Annotated in this window: 19 protein-coding genes; 7 read left to right on the top strand and 12 right to left on the bottom strand. The window is 74.2% G+C overall.

Going from position 1 to position 17,746, the window contains the following annotated elements; genetic code table 11:
• Positions 1-88: 88 nt before the first annotated feature.
• From RY076_RS07770 to RY076_RS07745, 6 genes are all read right to left on the bottom strand, one after another.
• A complete protein-coding gene (locus RY076_RS07770) occupies positions 89-346 on the bottom strand; it encodes a YlxR family protein (protein ID WP_323097201.1) in 258 nt (85 codons plus the stop codon).
• A 352-nt stretch (positions 347-698) separates the two neighbouring features.
• On the bottom strand, positions 699-944 hold the full coding sequence (locus RY076_RS07765; RefSeq protein WP_323097034.1) for a ferredoxin: 246 nt from the start codon (positions 942-944) through the stop codon (positions 699-701).
• On the bottom strand, positions 941-2,284 hold the full coding sequence (locus RY076_RS07760; RefSeq protein WP_323097033.1) for an NADH-ubiquinone oxidoreductase-F iron-sulfur binding region domain-containing protein: 1,344 nt from the start codon (positions 2,282-2,284) through the stop codon (positions 941-943). Before RY076_RS07760 ends, RY076_RS07765 begins: the two co-directional genes overlap by 4 nt.
• Positions 2,281-2,835, bottom strand: coding sequence for a ferric reductase-like transmembrane domain-containing protein (locus tag RY076_RS07755; RefSeq protein WP_323097032.1), 555 nt, complete (start codon positions 2,833-2,835; stop codon positions 2,281-2,283). Before RY076_RS07755 ends, RY076_RS07760 begins: the two co-directional genes overlap by 4 nt.
• Complete coding sequence (locus RY076_RS07750) at positions 2,832-3,830, bottom strand: FAD:protein FMN transferase (RefSeq protein WP_323097031.1); 999 nt, start codon at positions 3,828-3,830, stop codon at positions 2,832-2,834. Before RY076_RS07750 ends, RY076_RS07755 begins: the two co-directional genes overlap by 4 nt.
• Positions 3,831-3,860: 30 nt before the next feature.
• Positions 3,861-4,334: a hypothetical protein gene (locus RY076_RS07745; RefSeq protein ID WP_323097030.1), complete on the bottom strand. Its 474-nt coding sequence runs from the start codon at positions 4,332-4,334 to the stop codon at positions 3,861-3,863.
• Positions 4,335-4,588: 254 nt separating this feature from the next.
• Between RY076_RS07745 and RY076_RS07740 the strand changes: the two genes are divergently transcribed.
• A complete protein-coding gene (locus RY076_RS07740; protein WP_323097029.1) occupies positions 4,589-5,125 on the top strand; it encodes a hypothetical protein in 537 nt (178 codons plus the stop codon).
• A gap of 76 nt (positions 5,126-5,201) precedes the next feature.
• Here RY076_RS07740 and RY076_RS07735 read toward each other — a convergent pair whose 3' ends face one another.
• Together RY076_RS07735 and RY076_RS07730 are read right to left on the bottom strand one after the other, a co-directional pair.
• On the bottom strand, positions 5,202-6,488 hold the full coding sequence (locus tag RY076_RS07735; protein ID WP_323097028.1) for a sensor histidine kinase: 1,287 nt from the start codon (positions 6,486-6,488) through the stop codon (positions 5,202-5,204).
• On the bottom strand, positions 6,488-7,279 hold the full coding sequence (locus tag RY076_RS07730; protein ID WP_323097027.1) for a response regulator transcription factor: 792 nt from the start codon (positions 7,277-7,279) through the stop codon (positions 6,488-6,490). Before RY076_RS07730 ends, RY076_RS07735 begins: the two co-directional genes overlap by 1 nt.
• An 89-nt stretch (positions 7,280-7,368) precedes the next feature.
• Between RY076_RS07730 and RY076_RS07725 the strand changes: the two genes are divergently transcribed.
• Positions 7,369-8,034 (top strand): hypothetical protein, encoded by a 666-nt coding sequence (locus RY076_RS07725; RefSeq protein WP_323097025.1) that lies wholly within the window; start codon positions 7,369-7,371, stop codon positions 8,032-8,034.
• 62 nt (positions 8,035-8,096) lie between these two features.
• On the opposite strand, the gene nusA is transcribed toward RY076_RS07725, so the two are convergent.
• Positions 8,097-9,128, bottom strand: coding sequence for a transcription termination factor NusA (gene nusA, locus RY076_RS07720; protein WP_323097024.1), 1,032 nt, complete (start codon positions 9,126-9,128; stop codon positions 8,097-8,099).
• Positions 9,128-9,715 carry a ribosome maturation factor RimP gene (locus RY076_RS07715; RefSeq protein WP_323097023.1) on the bottom strand — a complete coding sequence of 196 codons (588 nt, stop codon included), beginning with the start codon at positions 9,713-9,715 and terminating at the stop codon, positions 9,128-9,130. The genes nusA and RY076_RS07715 overlap by 1 nt, the downstream gene beginning before the upstream one ends.
• A 195-nt stretch (positions 9,716-9,910) precedes the next feature.
• On the opposite strand from RY076_RS07715, the gene RY076_RS07710 reads away from it, so the two are divergent.
• The 3 genes from RY076_RS07710 (at position 9,911) to RY076_RS07700 (ending at position 13,441) form a co-directional block, all read left to right on the top strand.
• Positions 9,911-10,864, top strand: coding sequence for a hypothetical protein (locus RY076_RS07710; protein ID WP_323097021.1), 954 nt, complete (start codon positions 9,911-9,913; stop codon positions 10,862-10,864).
• 2 nt (positions 10,865-10,866) lie between these two features.
• Positions 10,867-11,814, top strand: a complete 948-nt coding sequence (locus RY076_RS07705) for an aminoglycoside phosphotransferase family protein (protein ID WP_323097200.1) — start codon at positions 10,867-10,869, stop codon at positions 11,812-11,814.
• A 199-nt stretch (positions 11,815-12,013) separates the two neighbouring features.
• Positions 12,014-13,441, top strand: a complete 1,428-nt coding sequence (locus RY076_RS07700) for an MATE family efflux transporter (protein ID WP_323097020.1) — start codon at positions 12,014-12,016, stop codon at positions 13,439-13,441.
• Between the two features lie 17 nt (positions 13,442-13,458).
• Here the strand turns inward: RY076_RS07700 and RY076_RS07695 are convergent, their stop codons facing one another.
• The gene (locus RY076_RS07695) at positions 13,459-13,701 is read right to left on the bottom strand and encodes a BldC family transcriptional regulator (RefSeq protein ID WP_323097019.1); all 243 of its coding nucleotides are present in this window, start codon (positions 13,699-13,701) and stop codon (positions 13,459-13,461) included.
• 253 nt (positions 13,702-13,954) lie between these two features.
• Positions 13,955-15,052, bottom strand: coding sequence for an Lrp/AsnC family transcriptional regulator (locus RY076_RS07690; protein WP_323097017.1), 1,098 nt, complete (start codon positions 15,050-15,052; stop codon positions 13,955-13,957).
• A gap of 121 nt (positions 15,053-15,173) precedes the next feature.
• Here RY076_RS07690 and argE point away from each other — a divergent pair, with 121 nt between their 5' ends.
• Both argE and RY076_RS07680 read left to right on the top strand, forming a co-directional pair.
• Positions 15,174-16,400 carry an acetylornithine deacetylase gene (argE, locus tag RY076_RS07685; RefSeq protein WP_323097016.1) on the top strand — a complete coding sequence of 409 codons (1,227 nt, stop codon included), beginning with the start codon at positions 15,174-15,176 and terminating at the stop codon, positions 16,398-16,400.
• Between the two features lie 26 nt (positions 16,401-16,426).
• Positions 16,427-17,713 carry an MFS transporter gene (locus RY076_RS07680; protein WP_323097015.1) on the top strand — a complete coding sequence of 429 codons (1,287 nt, stop codon included), beginning with the start codon at positions 16,427-16,429 and terminating at the stop codon, positions 17,711-17,713.
• Positions 17,714-17,746 lie beyond the last annotated feature (33 nt).

Raw genomic sequence — 17,746 nt, 5'->3', positions numbered from 1 at the left:
GGGTGCTCATAGCGTTTTCAACCCGCCTTGGTTCGTTTCTGGTGGTTCTGACGCGCGGGCGGCGGGAGCCGCCTGCGCCTGGTTGCTGCTACGCGTCCGGGACACCGAGGTGCCGTGCGACCGCGCTCACGTCGACCGCGGCCTGCAGTCGCAGGGCACGTCCGAACGCCTTGCGGCGCACTGCCATCCCGAAGCACTCGGGCGTCGGGTGCAGCCATGCACCACGACCCGGCATCCGATGCCGCGGGTCAGGGCACAGCACCCGGGCGTTCGCCCCGGTCTCTGCATCCGTCGCCGCGACCACTCGCAGCAGTGCCGACCAGCTATCCGTACCTCGACATCCCACACACGTGCGGGACGGCTCGGCGCGGAGTCCAGTCCGGTCGGCCACACGCCAGTCTACCGCGTCGCGGGCCCGGCTCGCGCGACGGGGTCGGTCGGGAGGCCTGGCGCCCGGCCGACACCGGGAGCCGGACAGGGGTTGAACGCTGCGGCGCCGCCGTCCATGCCCGCGCCGGCCCTCGGATGCGGGGTCGAGCGGCCGGATCGAACCGGGAGAACTGCCCCACACGGCCGATATCACCCCGCGATCCGGCCACTCGACCCACGGACGACGGATGTGATGCGTCAGGCAGGGTGACGCGTCAGGCGGGGTGACGCGTCAGGCGGGGTGACGCGCGGGGAGGGTGGTGCGTCGGTCAGGTGGGCCGGGGTGCCACGACGCGCAGGGCCCGGTGCGGGCACGCGCGGACGGCGCCGACGGCGTGCTCGCGCAGCGAGACCGGCACCGGGCCGTGCACCACCGGGTAGCCCCACTCGTCGAGGGAGATCTGCTCCGGGAGCAGCTCGGCGCACAGGCCGCGGGCCCGGCAGGCGGGCCAGTCGACGGCGAGCGCGATGGCGTCGTGCCCGCCGACCGGGGCGGCGGGGCTCCCCCGGCTCATCGCACTCCCCCGACGCCGGACGCGCACGGGCAGGTGCCGCCGAGGTGGGCGTGGACGTGCCGGCCGAGGTGCTCGAGCAGGGTGCGCACCAGGCGCGTCGTGCCGTCGGGGTGGGCGCACGCGCCACGCCTGGGGAGCAGCCCGCACAGCTCGCGCAGGCGGGGTCGGGTGTCCTCGCCCTCGGCGAGGCGCCGGACGGCGTCGGCGAGCGCCGGCAGCCCGTTGATGCACGGCCCGCACCGCCCGGCCGACTCGCCCGCGAGGAAGGTGGCGAGGGCGGCAGTGGCGCGCACGGGGCACGAGTCGGGGCCGAGCGGAAGCACGACGCCGGCCCCGATGGCGAGCCCGCGCCGCCGCAGCTCGGCCGCCGACACCGGCAGGTGCGCGAGCACGTGACCCTCGACCCACGTGCCGTGGTACCCGCCGAGCAGCACCGGGCCCATGAGCTCGGCGGGGTGCAGGACGTGCGCGAACGGCGTGCCGTGCGCCACCTCGACGACACGGGCCTCGGGGCCGTCACCCAGACCGCCGTCGAAAGCGAAGCCGCCGCCGGTCGGGAATCCCGCGGCGGGCAGCCGGCGGGACACCGTCAGCAGGGTCGTGCCCGGCTCGTCGACGGTGCCGAACGACGCGTAGGTGTCGGCCCCGTCACGCACGAGCACGGCGACGTGGGCGAAGGTCTCGGTGTTCGACAGCAGGGTGGGGCGTCCGCGCAGGCCGCGCACGGCCTCCGGCTGCCACGCCGTGACGGGCAGCCCGTCGCGGCCCTCCAGGAGCTCGACGACGGCACGCGCCTGGCCGGACACGAAGCGGGGCGCCGCCGCGTGGTGCGACCAGCGGACCGACGGGTCGTCGCGCTCGGCGCAGGCCGCACGCGCGGCGCGGGTCGTGCCGGTGCGGTCGGCGCCGGTGACGACGTGGATCTCGCGTGCGCCGAGCGCCCGCGCGATGACGGCAGCGCCGTCGAGGACGAGGTGCGGCGCGGTGCGGAGCAGGGCCGAGTCCTTGCCGCTGTCCGGCTCACCCTCGGCCGCGTTGACCACCACGACGGGCCGACGCCGGGCCCCGGCTGCGGTGGTCAGCTTCCGCGCCAGCGGGAAGCCCGCTCCCCCACGTCCGCGCACCGCCGCATCGGTCACGAGCGTGACGAGCGCGGGCAGGTCGGGCGTCGGGAGGGGCCCGCAGCGGGCCCGGTGGTGGGCGAGGTCGACCGGATCACCGAGCCTGCGCAGCAGCAGCGGCCCCTCGTGGACGAAAAGGTCGGTGACCGGCGTCGGGGCCCAGCCCGCGGATCCGGCGACGGACGCGACGACGGCCGGCCCGCCGATCGTGGCCGTCACCGCGCCACCACCGTGTGGCGTCGCTCGACGACGGCGGCGACGACCCGCGTGAGCGTCGCCACGGTGACGAGCGCGACACACGCCACCGTGAGCCAGACGAACCACGACGACACGACGTCGGTGCCCATACCGACCCCGTGCACGACCGACACCGCCCACGACGCGTAGGCCGCGCGGTGCACGACCCGCCACGTGCGCTCGGTCAGGCGGCCGCGCACGAGCGAGGTGAGCACGACGAGGGCGAGCAGGTCGAGCGCGAGGGTGCCGAGCGAGAGGTAGAGCGGCTTGTACGTGGCCCCGAACGGCAGGAACGCCTGCCACCAGCGGATGTCGACGTACTCGTCGACGACGGCCGCGGCCACGTGGCCCACGAGGACGACGACCGAGACGCCCGACAGGGCCCGGTGCAGCTCCTGGGTGACGAACCGCGGCCACAGCGGGTGGAAGCCGCGCCGCGTCGACAGGATGCCGAGCACCGTCGTGGCGGTGAACAGGGCGAGCAGCACGACCCCTGTGCCGCGGTTCAGGAACCAGAGGACCGGGTCGGTCACGGGGCACCCCCGTCGTGGTCGTGCTCGGGGCGCGCGTCCGGCCAGGGGCCGGTGGCGCGCGTCCCGCCGTCGTGGGCCAGCAGCAGCGCACCGACGCCGCGGGCCTCGAGCCAGGCCGGAGCGTCGGCGCCGAGGACGATCGCGGCCGTCGCGGCCACGTTGGCCGCCACGCACGTGGGGCCGGTGGCGCAGACGGTGCGCCACGGCCCGTCGACGGGGCCGAGGGTGCGGGGGTCGACGAGGTGCGTCCAGCGGCGGCCGGCCCGCGTCCAGCGCCGGGCCGAGACCGACGACGTGGCGAGACCGCCGTCGGTGACGGTCACGTGGGTCACGGGCCTGGCGCCCGGGCCGTCCGGGGTGTGTGCGAGGCCGACCGTCCACGCGGAGCCGGGAACACCCGGAGGGGCGGCCACCCGGACGTCGCCGCCGACGCTGACGACGACGGCAGTGCCGAGACGGTCGGTGACCGACAGGGCGACGAGGTCCGACGCGTACGCCTTGCCCGTGGCCCCGAGGTCGAGGACGACACCGGGGGGCACGTCGAGGCTGTCGTCGGTGACGACGACGTCGCGCCACCCGGGCCGACGCGTCGGCAGGGCCACCGGCGAGGGGTCGCTCGCCGGAACCTCCTCGAACGTGCGCGAGTAGCCGGCCGCGACGAGGACGTCGCCGAGGGTCGGGTCGACGACGCCGCTGGTGTGCTCGGCGGCCTCGAGCGCGACCCGGACCGCGCCGACGAGCACGGGCGATGCCGGCACCGGTCCGGTGGCCCGGTTCGCTCGCGTCAGCTCGCTGTCGGCGCGGAACCGGCTGCATGCGGCATCGACCTCGTCGAGGACGGCGGATGCGAGGTGGGCAGCGTCGGCGAGGGCGTCGGGATCGGTGACGCCGAGGTGCACGTACGTGCCGAGCGCGCGCCACCGGGCCGTGCCGGTCACGAGGTCGAGGTCGACGCCGGGCCGGGCGGCGAGCATCACGGACGAGCCCCCGGTCACGGGCGGCCCTCCGGCTCAGCGGGCCTCACGTCACGACCCAGTGCTCGGGACGACGGGCGCCACGACGACGGGGGCGGGCGCGGGGCGGGCCGCCGAGGAGCCTGACGAACCCGAGGTCGGCGCCCGGCCGGAGGCGGACGACCGCCCCGACCCCGAGGACGCCGACGCCGGGCCCGGTCTGGCGCTGCCCGGCGCCGACGCCCGCACGACGACCCCGGGGTCGACGACGGTGCGCGTGGGTCGCGGCTGGAGCACGACCTGCGGGTGGCTCGCGGCGTCCGCGACGAGCGCGCCGTACCGAGCCTGTGCCGCGGCGTCGAGCACGGCCGCCGTGCGCTCGTGGGCCCGGGCCTCGCGTGCCTCGCGGTCCTGACGCGTCTGCTCGGCGGCCACCGCGGAGACCGCGCCGACGGCGGCGACCGAGCCGGCCGCGACGACGCCGGTCAGCACGGTCGTCAGGGTGCGGGCGCGGTCGCGTTCGCCTGGGGTGAGCAGTCCGGACATGGCGCTCCTGCTGGTGGGCTCGTCAGGCCCCGACGTGGGTTCGTCGAGGTCGAGCCCACGCTGCGCGTCGCGTCGCAAAGTGCGCGTCAGGTGACTGTTAAGGAACCGTCATCCTCTCGTTCGCGAGCGGCGGCCGACGGATCCTTAACGCGCTCTTGAGCCGGCGGCGATGCGCCGTTGATCCCGTTCGCGGCATCGTCGGATCGTCCGGTCGCCCACCGATCCGGATCCAGCACCGTGCGAAGGAGAGCGCCATGGCCATCGGCAGGACCGTCGCGGTCGGCACCGGCATCGGATCGGTGGCCGCCGTCGCGATCTACGTGGCGATGACCGCCTCGGCCGGTGCCGGGACGACGGGAGCGACGGGACCCGGATCGGTCTCCCCCGCCGTCGCCCGGGTGGCCCCGAGCGTCCCTTCCTTCACGACCACGGTGCCGGCACCGTGCAGCGCTCCGGCCGTGCTCGTCGCCGGCGCCTGCGTCACGCACGTGCCCGGCCGGGCGACCACCCTGCCAGCCCCCGCGGGGCCCGACCTCGATCCGGAGGCGCCGGGGTCGTCCCTCCCCCTCGACAACCCGGCCTCCGGGTCGGGCCCCGCGGTCTCAGTGCGCCAGCACGCCTCCGGCGACGACGGCGACGACGGCGACGAACCCGGCGAGGACAGCGCCGGCGAGCCCGACGACGACGCGAGCGAGCACCGCACGCCGGCGACGACGCCCTCCACCGCGCCCCCGACCGCAGCCACGTCCCCCGCCACGACGCCGACGGTCCCGACGACGCCTGCCGGCTGAGCCGGTGACCGCGCAGCCCCGTACTGCGCCGTCCCGGGTCCACCACCCGGGGGCGGCGCGCGTCGGGCTCGACGCGTCAGGTGCCCGCGGCGGGCAGCCGGACCGTCACCTCGAGGCCACCGAGCACGGAGGACCCGAGCTGCACCGAGCCCCCTGCGGCCTCGGCCACCCGGTGCACGATGTCGAGGCCGAGGCCCGTCGACCCGCTGCCGCTCGCCCCGCGTCGGACGGCGTCGGCGGCGACGGCCCCCGGCCCGCCGTCGGAGACGGTGAGCACCCGCTCGCGCCGGCCGTCGGTGAGCGACACGAGGACGGAGGCCCCCTCGGGGGTGTGCGCGAAGACGTTGTCGAGGAGCACGTCGACGACGTCGCCGAGGTCCTCCGGGGCCAGTGGGACGAGGCAGGCGTGACCGGGCACGACGACGTCGAAGGCACGCTCCTGGTCCTGGGCGAGCGGCTCCCAGAAGTCGCTGCGTGCGCGGACCACCTCGGTGGCGTCGCAGGCCATCGGCAGGGCGGTGCGCAGCGGACGACGCGCCTCGCGCACGACGGCGTCGACGCTGCGCTGCAGCTCGTCGACGTGGCCGCGCAGCCGCCCGGCCAGCTCGGCGTCGCTGACGAGGTCGGTGTCGATGCGCAGCGCTGTGACGGGGGTGCGGAGCCGGTGGCCGAGGTCGGCGACCGACTCGCGCTCGGCGGCGACGAGGCTGTCGATGCGATCGGCGAGCTGGTTGAGGGCGTGGGCGAGCTCGACGGTCTCCGGCGGGCCCTCGACCGGCGCGCGGGCGTCGTGGTCGCCGAGCCGGATGCGGTGGGCCACCTCCGCGAGGTGCACGACCGGCACGCTGGTGCGCCGTCCGAGCCGCCAGGCGATGAGGATCGCGGCGAGCACGAGCAGGAGCCCGAGTCCGCCGATGGTCAGCCAGGCCCTCGTCACCCCCTCGTGCAGCTCGGCGTCGGTGACGCTCGACTCGACGACGGTGATGCCGGCCTCCGTCTGGACCGGCACGACGACGTCGACGCCCGACTCGGTGCGCTGGGTGAACGACGTCCGCTGGGTGCGGGCGCGCTGGACCTCCTCCTGCTCGTCACCCGAGGAGATCTCGGTGCCGATCGTGCCGCCCGACGGGGTGTGCACGACGACGCGCATGCCCTGGGCCGTGAAGAGCGCGACGGCCTGGCGCACCTCGGCCTCGGTGTCGACGCTCGCGACGACGGTGGCCACGCTCTGGGCCTGCTCGCGCGCCCGGTTCGTCGCGCGGTCCTCGGCGACGCCGGCCACGAGGATGCACAGCGGCACGATGAAGGCGACGACGACCGCCGAGGTCGTCGCCGCGACGAGCCACGTGATCTGGCGCCGCATCAGGCGTCCGTCGGGTCCGTCGCCCCGGCGGGGCCGGGCGCGTCGGACACCTCGGGCACGTCAGGCACCTCGGGCCCCTCGGGCACCTCGGGCACCTCGGTGGTGTCCGACGCGTCGGGGGCGCTGAGCCGGACCCCGACGCCGCGCACGCTGTGGAGGTACCGCGGGTGAGCCGCCGACTCGCCGAGCTTGCGCCGCAGCCACGAGAGGTGGACGTCGACGGTTCGCTCGCCCCCGCCGTAGACCTGCTGCCACACCTGGGCGAGGATCTCGCGCTTGGTCACGACCTCCCCGACGCGGCTCGCGAGCAGGAGCAGCAGGTCGAACTCCCTGCGGGACAGCTCGACCGGGACGCCGTCGAGCGTCACCTCTCTCGCGGTCGGGTGCACGACGAGCCCGCCGACGACGAACCGGTCCTCGCCCTGTGGCGCCGACGTGCGGCGCAGCACGGCCCGCATCCGGGCCTCGAGCTGGTCGACCGTGAAGGGCTTGAACACGTAGTCGTCGGCTCCGGAGTCGAGGGCGCGCACGACCGACGCGTCGTCGTCGCGGGCCGTCACGACGATGACCGGGGTGTCGCGCACCGCGCGCAGCATCGACAGGACGGTGTGACCGTCGAGGTCGGGCAGGCCGAGGTCGAGCAGCACGAGCTCGGGCCGGTCGTCGACCGCGTGCTGGAGCCCGTCGAGGCCGCGGTGGGCGCTCGACACCGTGTGGCCCCGGTCGCCGAGGGCCCGGACGAGGGAGGTGCGGATGGCCGCGTCGTCCTCGATGACGAGCACGTGTGTCACAGTGAGAACGGTACGCCCGGGGGTGTCCGCGCGGACGGTCCTCGAGCGGAACCGCGCGCGGTCCCGCGCACGCGAGGAGGTGCGCACCGGTGAGCCAGCCGATGGTGGTCAGGCTGCGCCACGTGCTGGGGTGGATCGCGGTCGTCGTCGTCACGGCGGTGGTCACCACCGTCATCGTCACGAGCGTCGGGCGCGACGTGACCGACTCCGTCGCGGGCGGCTCGGTCGCGCTGCCGCCGGGACTCGTCGGCGCCTCGACGCCGACCCTGACGGTGACCGTCGAGCCCGAGTCGGGCGAGGACCTCTCCGCGCCCGGGTCAGGCTCCGGCGCGACGCCGCCTCCCGGTGCGACCACCGCCCCCGCGACCGGCCGGGACGCGCCCGGGGCAGATGCCGAGGGCAGCGGCGACGCGGCCGCCGACGCGTCGGGCGACGCTGCGCAACGGAGCCGACCGGGCAGCGGCGCCGCCGGAGGCGCCCGGTCCGGGCCGACTGCGGCGGGCCCGGCACCGTCGGACGGCACCGCCACCCGCACGTTCTCGACGCCGGGCGGCGCGACCGTCGCCGGCTGCCGCGGGGGCCTGCCCTACGCGCGATCGGTGACGCCCCGCTACGGATGGTCCTTCGAGACCGAGACCGAGACGGGTGAGCTCGACGTCACCTTCAAGCAGCCCGGTCAGGAGTACCCGCAGCACGTCGTGTGCCAGAACGGCCAGCCGGTCCTGGCCGAGGGGTACGGGTCGGAGCACCGCTGACGCGCGAGCGCCCGGTGGCAGGTGCCACCGGGCGCCCTGACGTCACGTCGGCGCGGGACCCGTCACTCGGGCGCGACCTCGACGCCGCCGGCGTCCTCGGTGTCGGCGCGGATGTCGATGCGCCAGCCGGTCAGCTTCGCGGCGAGGCGGGCGTTCTGGCCCTCCTTGCCGATGGCGAGGCTCAGCTGGTAGTCGGGCACGACGACGCGGGCCTTGCGGGCCGCCGCGTCGACGATCTCGACCGACTGGACGCGCGCAGGCGAGAGTGCCGCCGCGACGAAGACGGCCGGGTCCTCGGCGAAGTCGACGATGTCGATCTTCTCCCCGCGCAGCTCGGTCATGACGGCGCGGACGCGCGAGCCCATCGGACCGATGCACGCGCCCTTGGCGTTGACCCCGGCGACCTTGCTGTGCACGGCGATCTTCGTGCGATGGCCGGCCTCGCGGGCCAGCGCCGCGATCTCGACGGTGCCGTCGGCGATCTCGGGCACCTCGAACCGGAAGAGGGTGCGCACCAGGTTGGGGTGGGTGCGCGACAGGCTGACCTGCGGGCCCTTCGGACCGCGCTTGACGCTGACGACGAAGCAGCGCAGCCGCTCGCCGTGGAGGTAGCGCTCGCCGGGCACCTGCTCGGCGAGGGGCAGGATGCCCTCGACCGTGCCGAAGTCGACGAGGACGTTGCGGGGGTCCTGGCTCTGCTGGATGACACCGGAGATGACATCACCCTCGCGACCCTTGAAGTCGCCGAGGATCGCCTCGTCCTCGAGGTCGCGCAGCCGCTGGACGATCACCTGACGCGCGGTGGACGCGGCGATGCGGCCGAATCCCTCGGGGGTGTCGTCGAACTCGGGGCCGGGCTCGCCACGCTGCGGGCGCTCGCCCTCCTCCTCGGGCGGCAGCAGCTCACCCTCCTCGCGGGCCCAGACGATGACGTGACCGGTCTTGCGGTCGAGCTCGACGCGCGCGATGCGGTAGCTGCCGTCGGTGCGGTGGTAGGCGACCAGGAGGGCCTGCTCGATGGCGGGGATGAGCACGTCGAGGCTGATGTCGCGCTCCCGCTCGAGCGCGCGCAGCGCGGCCAGGTCGATGTCCATCAGGAGTCCCCTTCCGTGGCGGGCGCGTCGTCGGCCCGCTCGTCGTTCGTGTCGTCGTTCGGGTCGGTGTGGTCGTCGGCGCCGGGCCGGGTGAACTCCACCTGCACGACGCCGCGCTGCACGGCGTCGAGGTCGAGGGTGACGCGTCGGGCGGGCGTCTTCTTCGTGGCCGGGACGTCGAGCACGAGGCGGTCGGTGCCGACCTCGACGAGGCGGCCGGTGTCGGTGCCGTCGCGGTGGGTGATCTCGACGAGGCGCCCCACCTGCCGGCGCAGCTGGTCGCGGGAGGACAGCGCACGCCCGACGCCCGGCGAGGACACCTCGAGGACGTAGGGCGACTGGCCGAGGAGGTCACCGGCGTCGAGCTCGTCGCTCACCGCGCGGGTCGCGTCGGCGACGGTGTCGAGCGAGAGCGGGGGAACGACGCCCGTGGTGTCGGCGTCGTCGAGGCCGGTGATGTCGGAGTCGACGAGGACCCGCACGACACGGCGCTTGCCCGCCGGGGACACGGAGACGTCCTCGACCACGAGCCCGAGAGGCGCGAGCACCGGTTCGAGCGCCGCTCGGATGTCCTGGGCCGTGCTCATGCGTCGACGCCTCCTGCTCTTCTCGAATGTCGGTCCCGTACCCCGTCGGGGCTCACGGACCGCTGTCACACCCGGCCCGGGCACCGGGCCGGCCGCGCGAACCGGTCGGTTCCGGCGCGCCGCGTGGCCCACTCTATCGGCGCCGCGGGGTGGGCGCAGACCACCACCGACCGACGACGTGGGAGGATCCGGGGCATGGACGGCGACATCGGGGGACGTGGACCCCGCCTGTCCGAACGGCTCGGCCGTCCCCCGCGCCGCCTCCTGCTCCTCGGTGGCGGCGCCGCCGTCCTCGCCGTCCTCGTCGACCGCGGGCTGCGCCTCGACCTGCCCCAGCCCCCTCCGCCGGTCCCGACCCGACGCAAGGCTCCCGACGAGGAGCTGCTGCTGTCCGTCGTCGGAGACCTCGGTGTCCTGGGCGCCGATGCGGACGCCCTCGTGTCGGCCGGTGCGGGCGGCAGCGTCAAGCGCGTGCGCAACATCCTGCTCGAGCAGCGCCGCGTGCTGACCGGGCGGCTCACGAACGCCGGGGTGCCCTCGTCCGTCATCGACGCGTCGGTGCGCAAGGCCGCGACGGCGGCCGCGACCGCCCCGGTGCGCAGCCGCGCCGACCTCGCGGCGCGTCTCGGCGACGTGCCGCGGAGCCTGTGGGCGGGCGTGGCGGAGGCGGACGCCCCCACCCGCGCGGTGCTCCTCTCCGCGCTCTCGGCGCGGTTCGCGAGCGCCACCCTGCTCGGCGGCGACGTGGCGGTGCCCGACGCCGCCAGCCCGGCCCGGGCGGCGATCGTGGCGAGCACCCAGCCCCTCGTGTACGCGTTCGAGGTCGTCGCCGCGCAGGCCGGGGCCGAGGACCGGCGCCGCGCCGCGGACACCCTGGCAGGCCTGACCCGCCTCGAGCTCGCGACGTCGGGCAGGTCCTCGACGATGCCGAGCGGCTGGGCCCTGCCCTTCCCCGTCACCACCCCGGCCGACGCGTCACGCCTGGCCCACCAGGTGCTCGCCGACACCGTGGACGCCACCGCGGAGGTCGCGGGGACGACGCCGAGCCCCGCGTCGGTCGAGGACGTCGCGCGCTGGAGCGGGCGCGTCCAGGCCCTCGCCACCGACTGGGGTGTGCCCCTGACCGCCTTCCCCGGAGCCGCCTCGTGAGCATGGACCTCATCCCGGCCAGGTTCGCCCACCAGATCAGCGGCTACCCGGCCGACGGCTACGCCTCCGGCGAGGACTGGCTGGCCGGGCTGCCGACCCTGCTCGGCGACCTGCTGCGCGAGTGGGAGCTGGAACCGGCCGGCCCGACGATGACGGGCGCCTGCTCGGTCGCCCTGCCGGTGCGCCTGCTCGGTGCCGGTCGCGAGGCTGCGGGCGTCAGCGGCGAGGGCGTGCTCAAGGTCAGCTGGCCGCACCCCGAGGCCGCCACGGAGTCGCTGGCGCTGCAGACGTGGAACGGACACGGCGCGGTGCGCCTGCTGCGGGCCGACCCGTCCCGCTTCGCGATGCTCCTCGAACGGCTGCACACCCGCGACCTCATGGGCGTCGACATCGACGAGGCGTGTGGCGTCATCGGCGACCTGCTGCGGGTGCTGCGTCGTCCGCCGCACCCTCGCGTGCCCCGGCTCGTCGACTACGCCGAGCGGCAGGCCCGCGAGCTGCGCGAGGCGCCGGCGGTGCTGCCGCGTCGCTACCTCGACCAGGCCTCGGCGCTGGCCCGCGAGCTGGTGGCCCGTCCGCCGGCCGAGGACCGGCTCCTGCACACCGACCTGCACTACATGAACGTCCTCGGTGCCTACCGCTCGCCGTGGCTGGCCATCGACCCCAAGCCGATGGCCGGCGACCCCGCGTTCGAGGTCGCCCCGGCCCTGTGGAACCGCGCCGACGAGCTCGGCACCGGCTCGCAGGTGCGGTGGTCGCTGCGCCGCCGCCTCGAGATCATCTGCGAGCACGCCGGGCTCGACGAGGGCCGGGCGCGCGCCTGGACGATCGTCCGCGAGGCCGACAACGCGATCGACGCGGCGGAGGCGGCCGACGACGACGCGTCACGGGAGTGGGCCCACGACCGCGTCAGCCTGGCCGTGACGATCATCAAGGCCATGAACGACTGAGGCGTTCTCCCCCGCTCGCGCCGACGTCGCGCGGCCGGCCCGAGATCTCGGGACACCCCGGATGCCCCTCGGGACACCCCTCGCGACCATCCGTCGGGACGGTCTATCAAATCGTTTCGACTCCGGTTGTTGAAGGTCGTACGATCGACCCCGCGCAGCGTCGCGCGCCTCCCCCTCTTCGATGTCGAAAGGCATTCGCATGCCCCGCCCCGCCCTGCTCACCCGTCGCGCGACGCGGACGGCCCGGACGACCCGGACGGCCGCCGTCCCGGGAACGCCGTCGCCTGCACGCGAGATCGCGCGCATCGCGGTGCCGGTGAGCATGGAGTTCGTGCTGATGCTCGTGCTCAACTTCGTCAACCAGATCGTCGTCGGCGGGCTCGGGGCGACGGCCATCGCCGCGGTGGGCTTCTCCAACAGCCTCACCTTCATCCTCGCCGTGACCCTCGGGTGCCTCGGCACGTCGGTGAGCATCCTCGTGGCCCGGGCGCACGGCGCAGGCCGCACCGGCGACCTCGACCACACCGTCACCGCAGCGCTGCTCGTCGCGCTCGGCCTCGGCACCGTCGTGTCCCTGGTGCCCTGGTTCTTCTCCGACCACCTCATGGCGCTCGTCGGGGCCTCGCCGTCGGTCGCGGCCGCGGGCACCGACTACTTCCGCCTCACGGTCCTCGCCACCCTGCCGGTCATGCTCAGCGCGATCCTGTCCGGCGTGCTGCGCTCGGTCGGCCGCCCGACGAGCCCGATGATCGCCACGATGGTCACCGTCGTCGCCAACTCGGCGATCGCCCTCGCGCTCGTCACCGGCTTCGGCCCGTTCCCGGCGCTCGGGGTCGCGGGCGCCGGCTGGGCCACGCTCGTCACGGCCGTCGTCAAGGCGCTCATCCTGCTCTGGATGGCCTTCCGTCGTGGGGCCGTGCGCTGGAGCCTGCCCGACAGCCTGGTGCAGTGGCGGGCCGTGGTCGTGCCCCTCTTCGTGCTCGCGCTGCCGCTCGGCGTCACCGAGCTGTTCTGGACGGTCGGCACGTTCCTCTACAACGTCGTCTTCGGCCGTCTCGGCGACGAGGCCCTCGCGGCGGCGCAGATCGTCACGACGCTCGAGGGCGTGTTCATCGTCGGCAGCATCGGCCTCATGAGCGCGACGACGACGCTCGTCGGGCGATCGGTCGGTCGCGGCGACGTCGGTGACGCCATGGCCTGGGTCCGGCGCCTCACCCGCGCCGGCGTCGGCACGGCGGCCGTCTTCGGAGTCCTGTTCGCCACGTCGGTGCTCCTGCTCGACGTGCTGTTCGGCGAGGCCGGGCGAGACGTCCGGGTCATGGCCGGCGTCGGCATCCTCATGAACGCCGCCTTCCAGGTGGTCAAGGTGCGCAACATGATCGTCGGCGCGGGCGTGCTGCCGAGCGCCAACGACGTGCGCGGCGTCATCATCGGCGACGTCGTCGGGGCCTTCGCCGTCGGGCTGCCGCTCGCCATCCTGCTCGGGCTGCACACGCCGCTCGGCTTCGTCGGCATCTTCGCGGCACGCATCGTCGAGGAGCTCGCCAAGCTCGCTGTGTTCACCTGGCGCGCGCGGCGCATCCGCTGGGAGCGCCTCGTCGTCGCGCAGGCGCCGCTGCCCGCCTGAGCACGCACTGACGCGCGTCAGGTCGCCTCGGGCTCGTCGCCTGCCGCCCCGTTGGTGCGCTCGAGGTGGTCGAGCACGTCACGCCGGTCGAAGCGTCGGTGCCCCCCGAGGGTGCGGACGCTCGGCAGCAGGCCCGACCGGGCCCACTTGGTCACGGTCGTCACCGACACGCGGAACAGGCGCGCGACCTCGGCGGGCGTCATGAGGTCGACGTGCTCGTCGTGCGCTCGCCCTTCGTCATGCTCGTGACTGCTCGACATGGCTCCCCCAAGTGTCCCCTCACCGAAACCGGTGCCCCGGTGGACGTACCCGCCCGGGCGGTTCCGGTGTCGGCGCCCCCGCCGAGACCGGCCCCCGGCGTCCGGACCCCCCGTCCGCCGCCGGACCGACGGACGCCGCCCCCTCGACGACGTCCGGCACCGACGATAGGGCCCAGCGGACCCGCATGGTGGGGAATCCCCGGGTGTAGGAGAGTGGGCGCCGGCCCAACCACCGTGCGGGCGACGCATCGCGTCACCCTGTCGGCGCCGGACCTGCCGGTTCCGCCCAGATGTCCATGGGCACGGCGCGAACGCTTCGGCCGTCCGCACCGAGGGCTCGTCCCATGCGTTTGATCGACCTGAGCACCATGGACCGGTCGAGGATGGACATGCGGGGCACCTCTTGCGCCAGGCCCGCCTCGACGAGGGACAGCTCGTGCAGCGAGTGCGTGGTGAGGGCCAGCATGAGGTTGGACCGGCCGCCGGAGATGCGCCAGCAGACACGGATGCCGGGCAGGCGCCGCAGGGCCATGGCGACGCTGTCGACGTCGCCGGCGTCCGCGTAGGCCCAGAGCCAGCTGATCACCGGCCAGCCCGAGTCCGGCAGGGCCATGTCGCAGCGAAGGATCACCCGCCCGTTGTTGACCAGGCCAGCGAGGCGTCGACGAATCGTGCTCTCGCTCAACCCGGTCCGGGCCGCGATCGTCGCGACCGGCATGCGGCCGTCCTCACCCAGCAGCAGCGTCACCTGTCGGTCGACCGCGTCGTAGGGGCGGGCGAGGTCGGCCTGCTCCGACGTGAGCCCGTCCACACGCGGGTGCGGAGCCCGCATCATCACCGCGCGCTGCCGGGCATCGAGGACATGCAGCTGCCAGTGGTCGCCCATGGAGTACACCTTCGTCACGGCGTGGCTGCTCGTGGCCACGACGCCGGGGATCGAGCCGAGCGACTCGAGCAGGAACCGGGACAGGAAGGCGAGGTCCCGCACCTCGACGAGAACCGTCAGCGAGCGAGGGCCGCTGGTGTGTTCGACGCTGAGCACCTGGGGCAGCTCGGTGACGCGCGCGGCGATGGCCAGGGTCTCGGAGGCGGCACAGCTGAGCTCGACCACGGCGAGGCACGACTCGGGCTGCCCCTGCCCGGCTGCCCGACCGGACACCCAGGCGATGCCGGCGGAGGAGAGACGCTGCCATCGTCGGGCGACCGTGACCGGGTCGAGGTCCAGCGCCTCCCCGACGAGGGTCCAGGAGGCACGCGGGCTCAGCTGCAGGCAGTTGACGATGGCCAGGTCCGTCTCGTCGACGGCGGTGGCGGTGGCGATAGCGGTGGCGGTGGCGGAATGCTGCGTCATCTCAGCACGTGTCGCGTGATCCTGCGCCTGAGCGCCTCTCCTCGGCATGACTGCCATCCTCGCGTCACTGCAGGACAGCACCAAACGCCGCACTGGACCTCTCGACCGACGGAGCCGACACATGCCCCCTGAGACCGCAGCCGGCCTCGCCGCATCCTCGAGTGAGGCCGCCCTCACCCGGACGCCCAGCCTCGAGTGGATCACCAGGCTGCTGCGGATCGACACCACGAGTCGCGACAGCAACCTCGAGCTCATCGAGCTGCTCGCTGCGGAGATCCGGGCGCACGGGGTGGAGCCCGTCCTCATCCCGAACGAGGACGGCACCAAGGCCAACCTGCTCGCGACCTTCCCGGCGGCCGACGGGTCGACGACCGGCGGGATCGTCCTGTCGGGCCACACCGATGTCGTGCCGGTGGACGGGCAGGACTGGGCCAGCGAGCCGTTCGTGCCCGAGGTGCGGGACGGCCGTCTCTACGGGCGCGGCACGTGCGACATGAAGGGCTTCGTCGGGTCGGTGGCGGCGCAGGTGCCGCAGCTGGCCGGCACTCCCCTGCGCGAGCCGGTGCACCTGGCCTTCTCCTACGACGAGGAGGTCGGCTGCGTCGGCGCCGTCTCCCTCGTCGACGAGATCGTCCGCCGTGGGCTCCGGCCACGCGCGTGCATCGTCGGCGAGCCGACCAGCATGCGCGTGATCCGCGGCCACAAGGCGTTGACGATGCTCCGGGTCACCTTCCACGGCGTCGCCGCGCACTCCTCCCGCACGCCGCACGGCGTCAATGCGATCGAGTACGCAGCGCACCTCGTCCGTTACGTCCGTGAGGTGGCGGACGAGTTCCGGGTTGCCGGACCGTTCGACGACCACTACGACGTCCCGTTCACCACCGCCACGGTCAACCAGATCGAGGGCGGCATCGCCGTCAACACGGTCCCTGCCGAGTGCGCTCTCGCGTTCGAGTTCCGCGCGCTCGCGACCGTGGACGTCGACGCGACGGTCGCCAGGTTCCGCGCTGAGGCCGCTCGCGTCGAAGCGCTGATGCGGGAGGAGAACCCGGAGGCGCGCGTGGAGGTGTCCATCGGCGCCCAGGCGCCCGGCCTGGAAACCGCCGAGGACGCGGACGTGATCGAGCTGGTCGGGCAGCTGGGTGGCCTCCCGTCGCGGGAGAAGGTGGCCTACGGCACGGAGGCCGGCCTCTTCCACCGGGCCGGGATCCCGACGGTCGTGTGCGGACCCGGCGACATCGCCCAGGCCCACGCCCCGGACGAGTTCGTCGAGCTCGACGAGATCGACCGTTGCGACTCCTTCCTCGACAACCTCCTCCGCCACCTGCGCGCCGACCAGCGCCCGTGACAGCCCGTCCTCATCCAAGGAGCACCATGACCGTCCTCACCCACGCCGCCACGGACGTGACCCCCGAACGCCTCGCCCAAGCACGCAAGGCCGTCATCAGCAGCTCGATCGGCGCTGCCCTCGAGTGGTTCGACATCATCGTCTACGCCTCGTTCGCCATCGTCATCGCGGAGAACTTCTTCCCGGAGGGCGACCAGACGCTCGGGCTGATCCTCACCTTCGCCACGTTCGCCATCTCCTACCTGGTCCGACCTCTCGGCGGCATGGTGATCGGCGGCTTCGGCGATCGGCACGGGCGCAAGAAGGCGCTCACGCTCACGCTGCTGCTCATGATGGTCGGCACGCTCCTGATGGCGGCAGCGCCGACCTACTCGGCGGTCGGCGCCTGGGCGGGCGTCATCATCCTCGTCTCACGCCTCGTCCAGGGCTTCTCGGCCGGTGGCGAGTTCGGCACGGCGACGACCTTCCTGGTCGAGACCGCACCGCACCGGAAGGCGTACTACGCGTCGTGGCAGGTGGCGGCCCAGGGCATCTCGATGTTCCTCGCCTCGGCGTTCGGCTACGTCCTGTTCAACCAGCTCTCGAAGCAGGACCTCTACTCCTGGGGCTGGCGCATCCCGTTCGTCCTCGGATGCCTGATCGGTCCGGTGGGCCTGTACATCCGGGCGCGGCTGTCCGAGACGAAGGAGTTCACCGAGGGCACGGCTCACGAGACGCCGATCCGGGCGACCCTGACGGACCACCTCGGACGGGTTCTCACGGGCGCGGCGTGCGTCGGCGTCGCCACGATCTCCGTCTACCTCATCCTGTTCATGCCCACCTACGCGGTGAAGAACCTCGGCGTGCCGGCGAGCGCTGCCTACCTCGGAGGTGTGGTGGCGGGAGTCGTCACCATGGTGGGGGTCCCGCTGGTGGGTCGCCTGGCGGACCGCGTCGGGCCCGTCACGGTGATGCTCTGGGCAGCGGTGGGTGCGCTCGTGTTCGCCTGGCCGTTGTTCGCGGTGGTCATCGCCTCGCCCACCGTGCCGGTTCTCGTCGCCGCCATCGGCGTTCTCGGCGTCATCATGGCGTTCTACTTCGGCCCGCTCCCTGCGCTGCTGACCGTCCTGTTCCCCAGGGACGTGCGGGCCACCGGCGTCTCGGTCGCCTACAACGTGGGCGTCACCGTGATGGGCGGCATCGCTCCGCTCGTGCTGACGTGGCTCATCAGCCTGACCGACTCCCTGAGCGCGCCGAGCTTCTACTACATGGCGGTCGCCGTGATCTCCCTGGTCGGCCTGGGCGTCGCGCGGCGCCGGTACGCCGTCCGCTGAGCCGCCGACTACGCTCGACACAGCCCCCAGCGG

Source organism: Intrasporangium zincisolvens (assembly GCF_034724055.1).
GTDB classification, from domain to species: Bacteria; Actinomycetota; Actinomycetes; order Actinomycetales; family Dermatophilaceae; genus Monashia; species Monashia zincisolvens.
The sequence above is the reverse complement of the archived record's forward strand: the minus strand, read 5'-3'. Positions and strand labels throughout refer to the sequence as shown.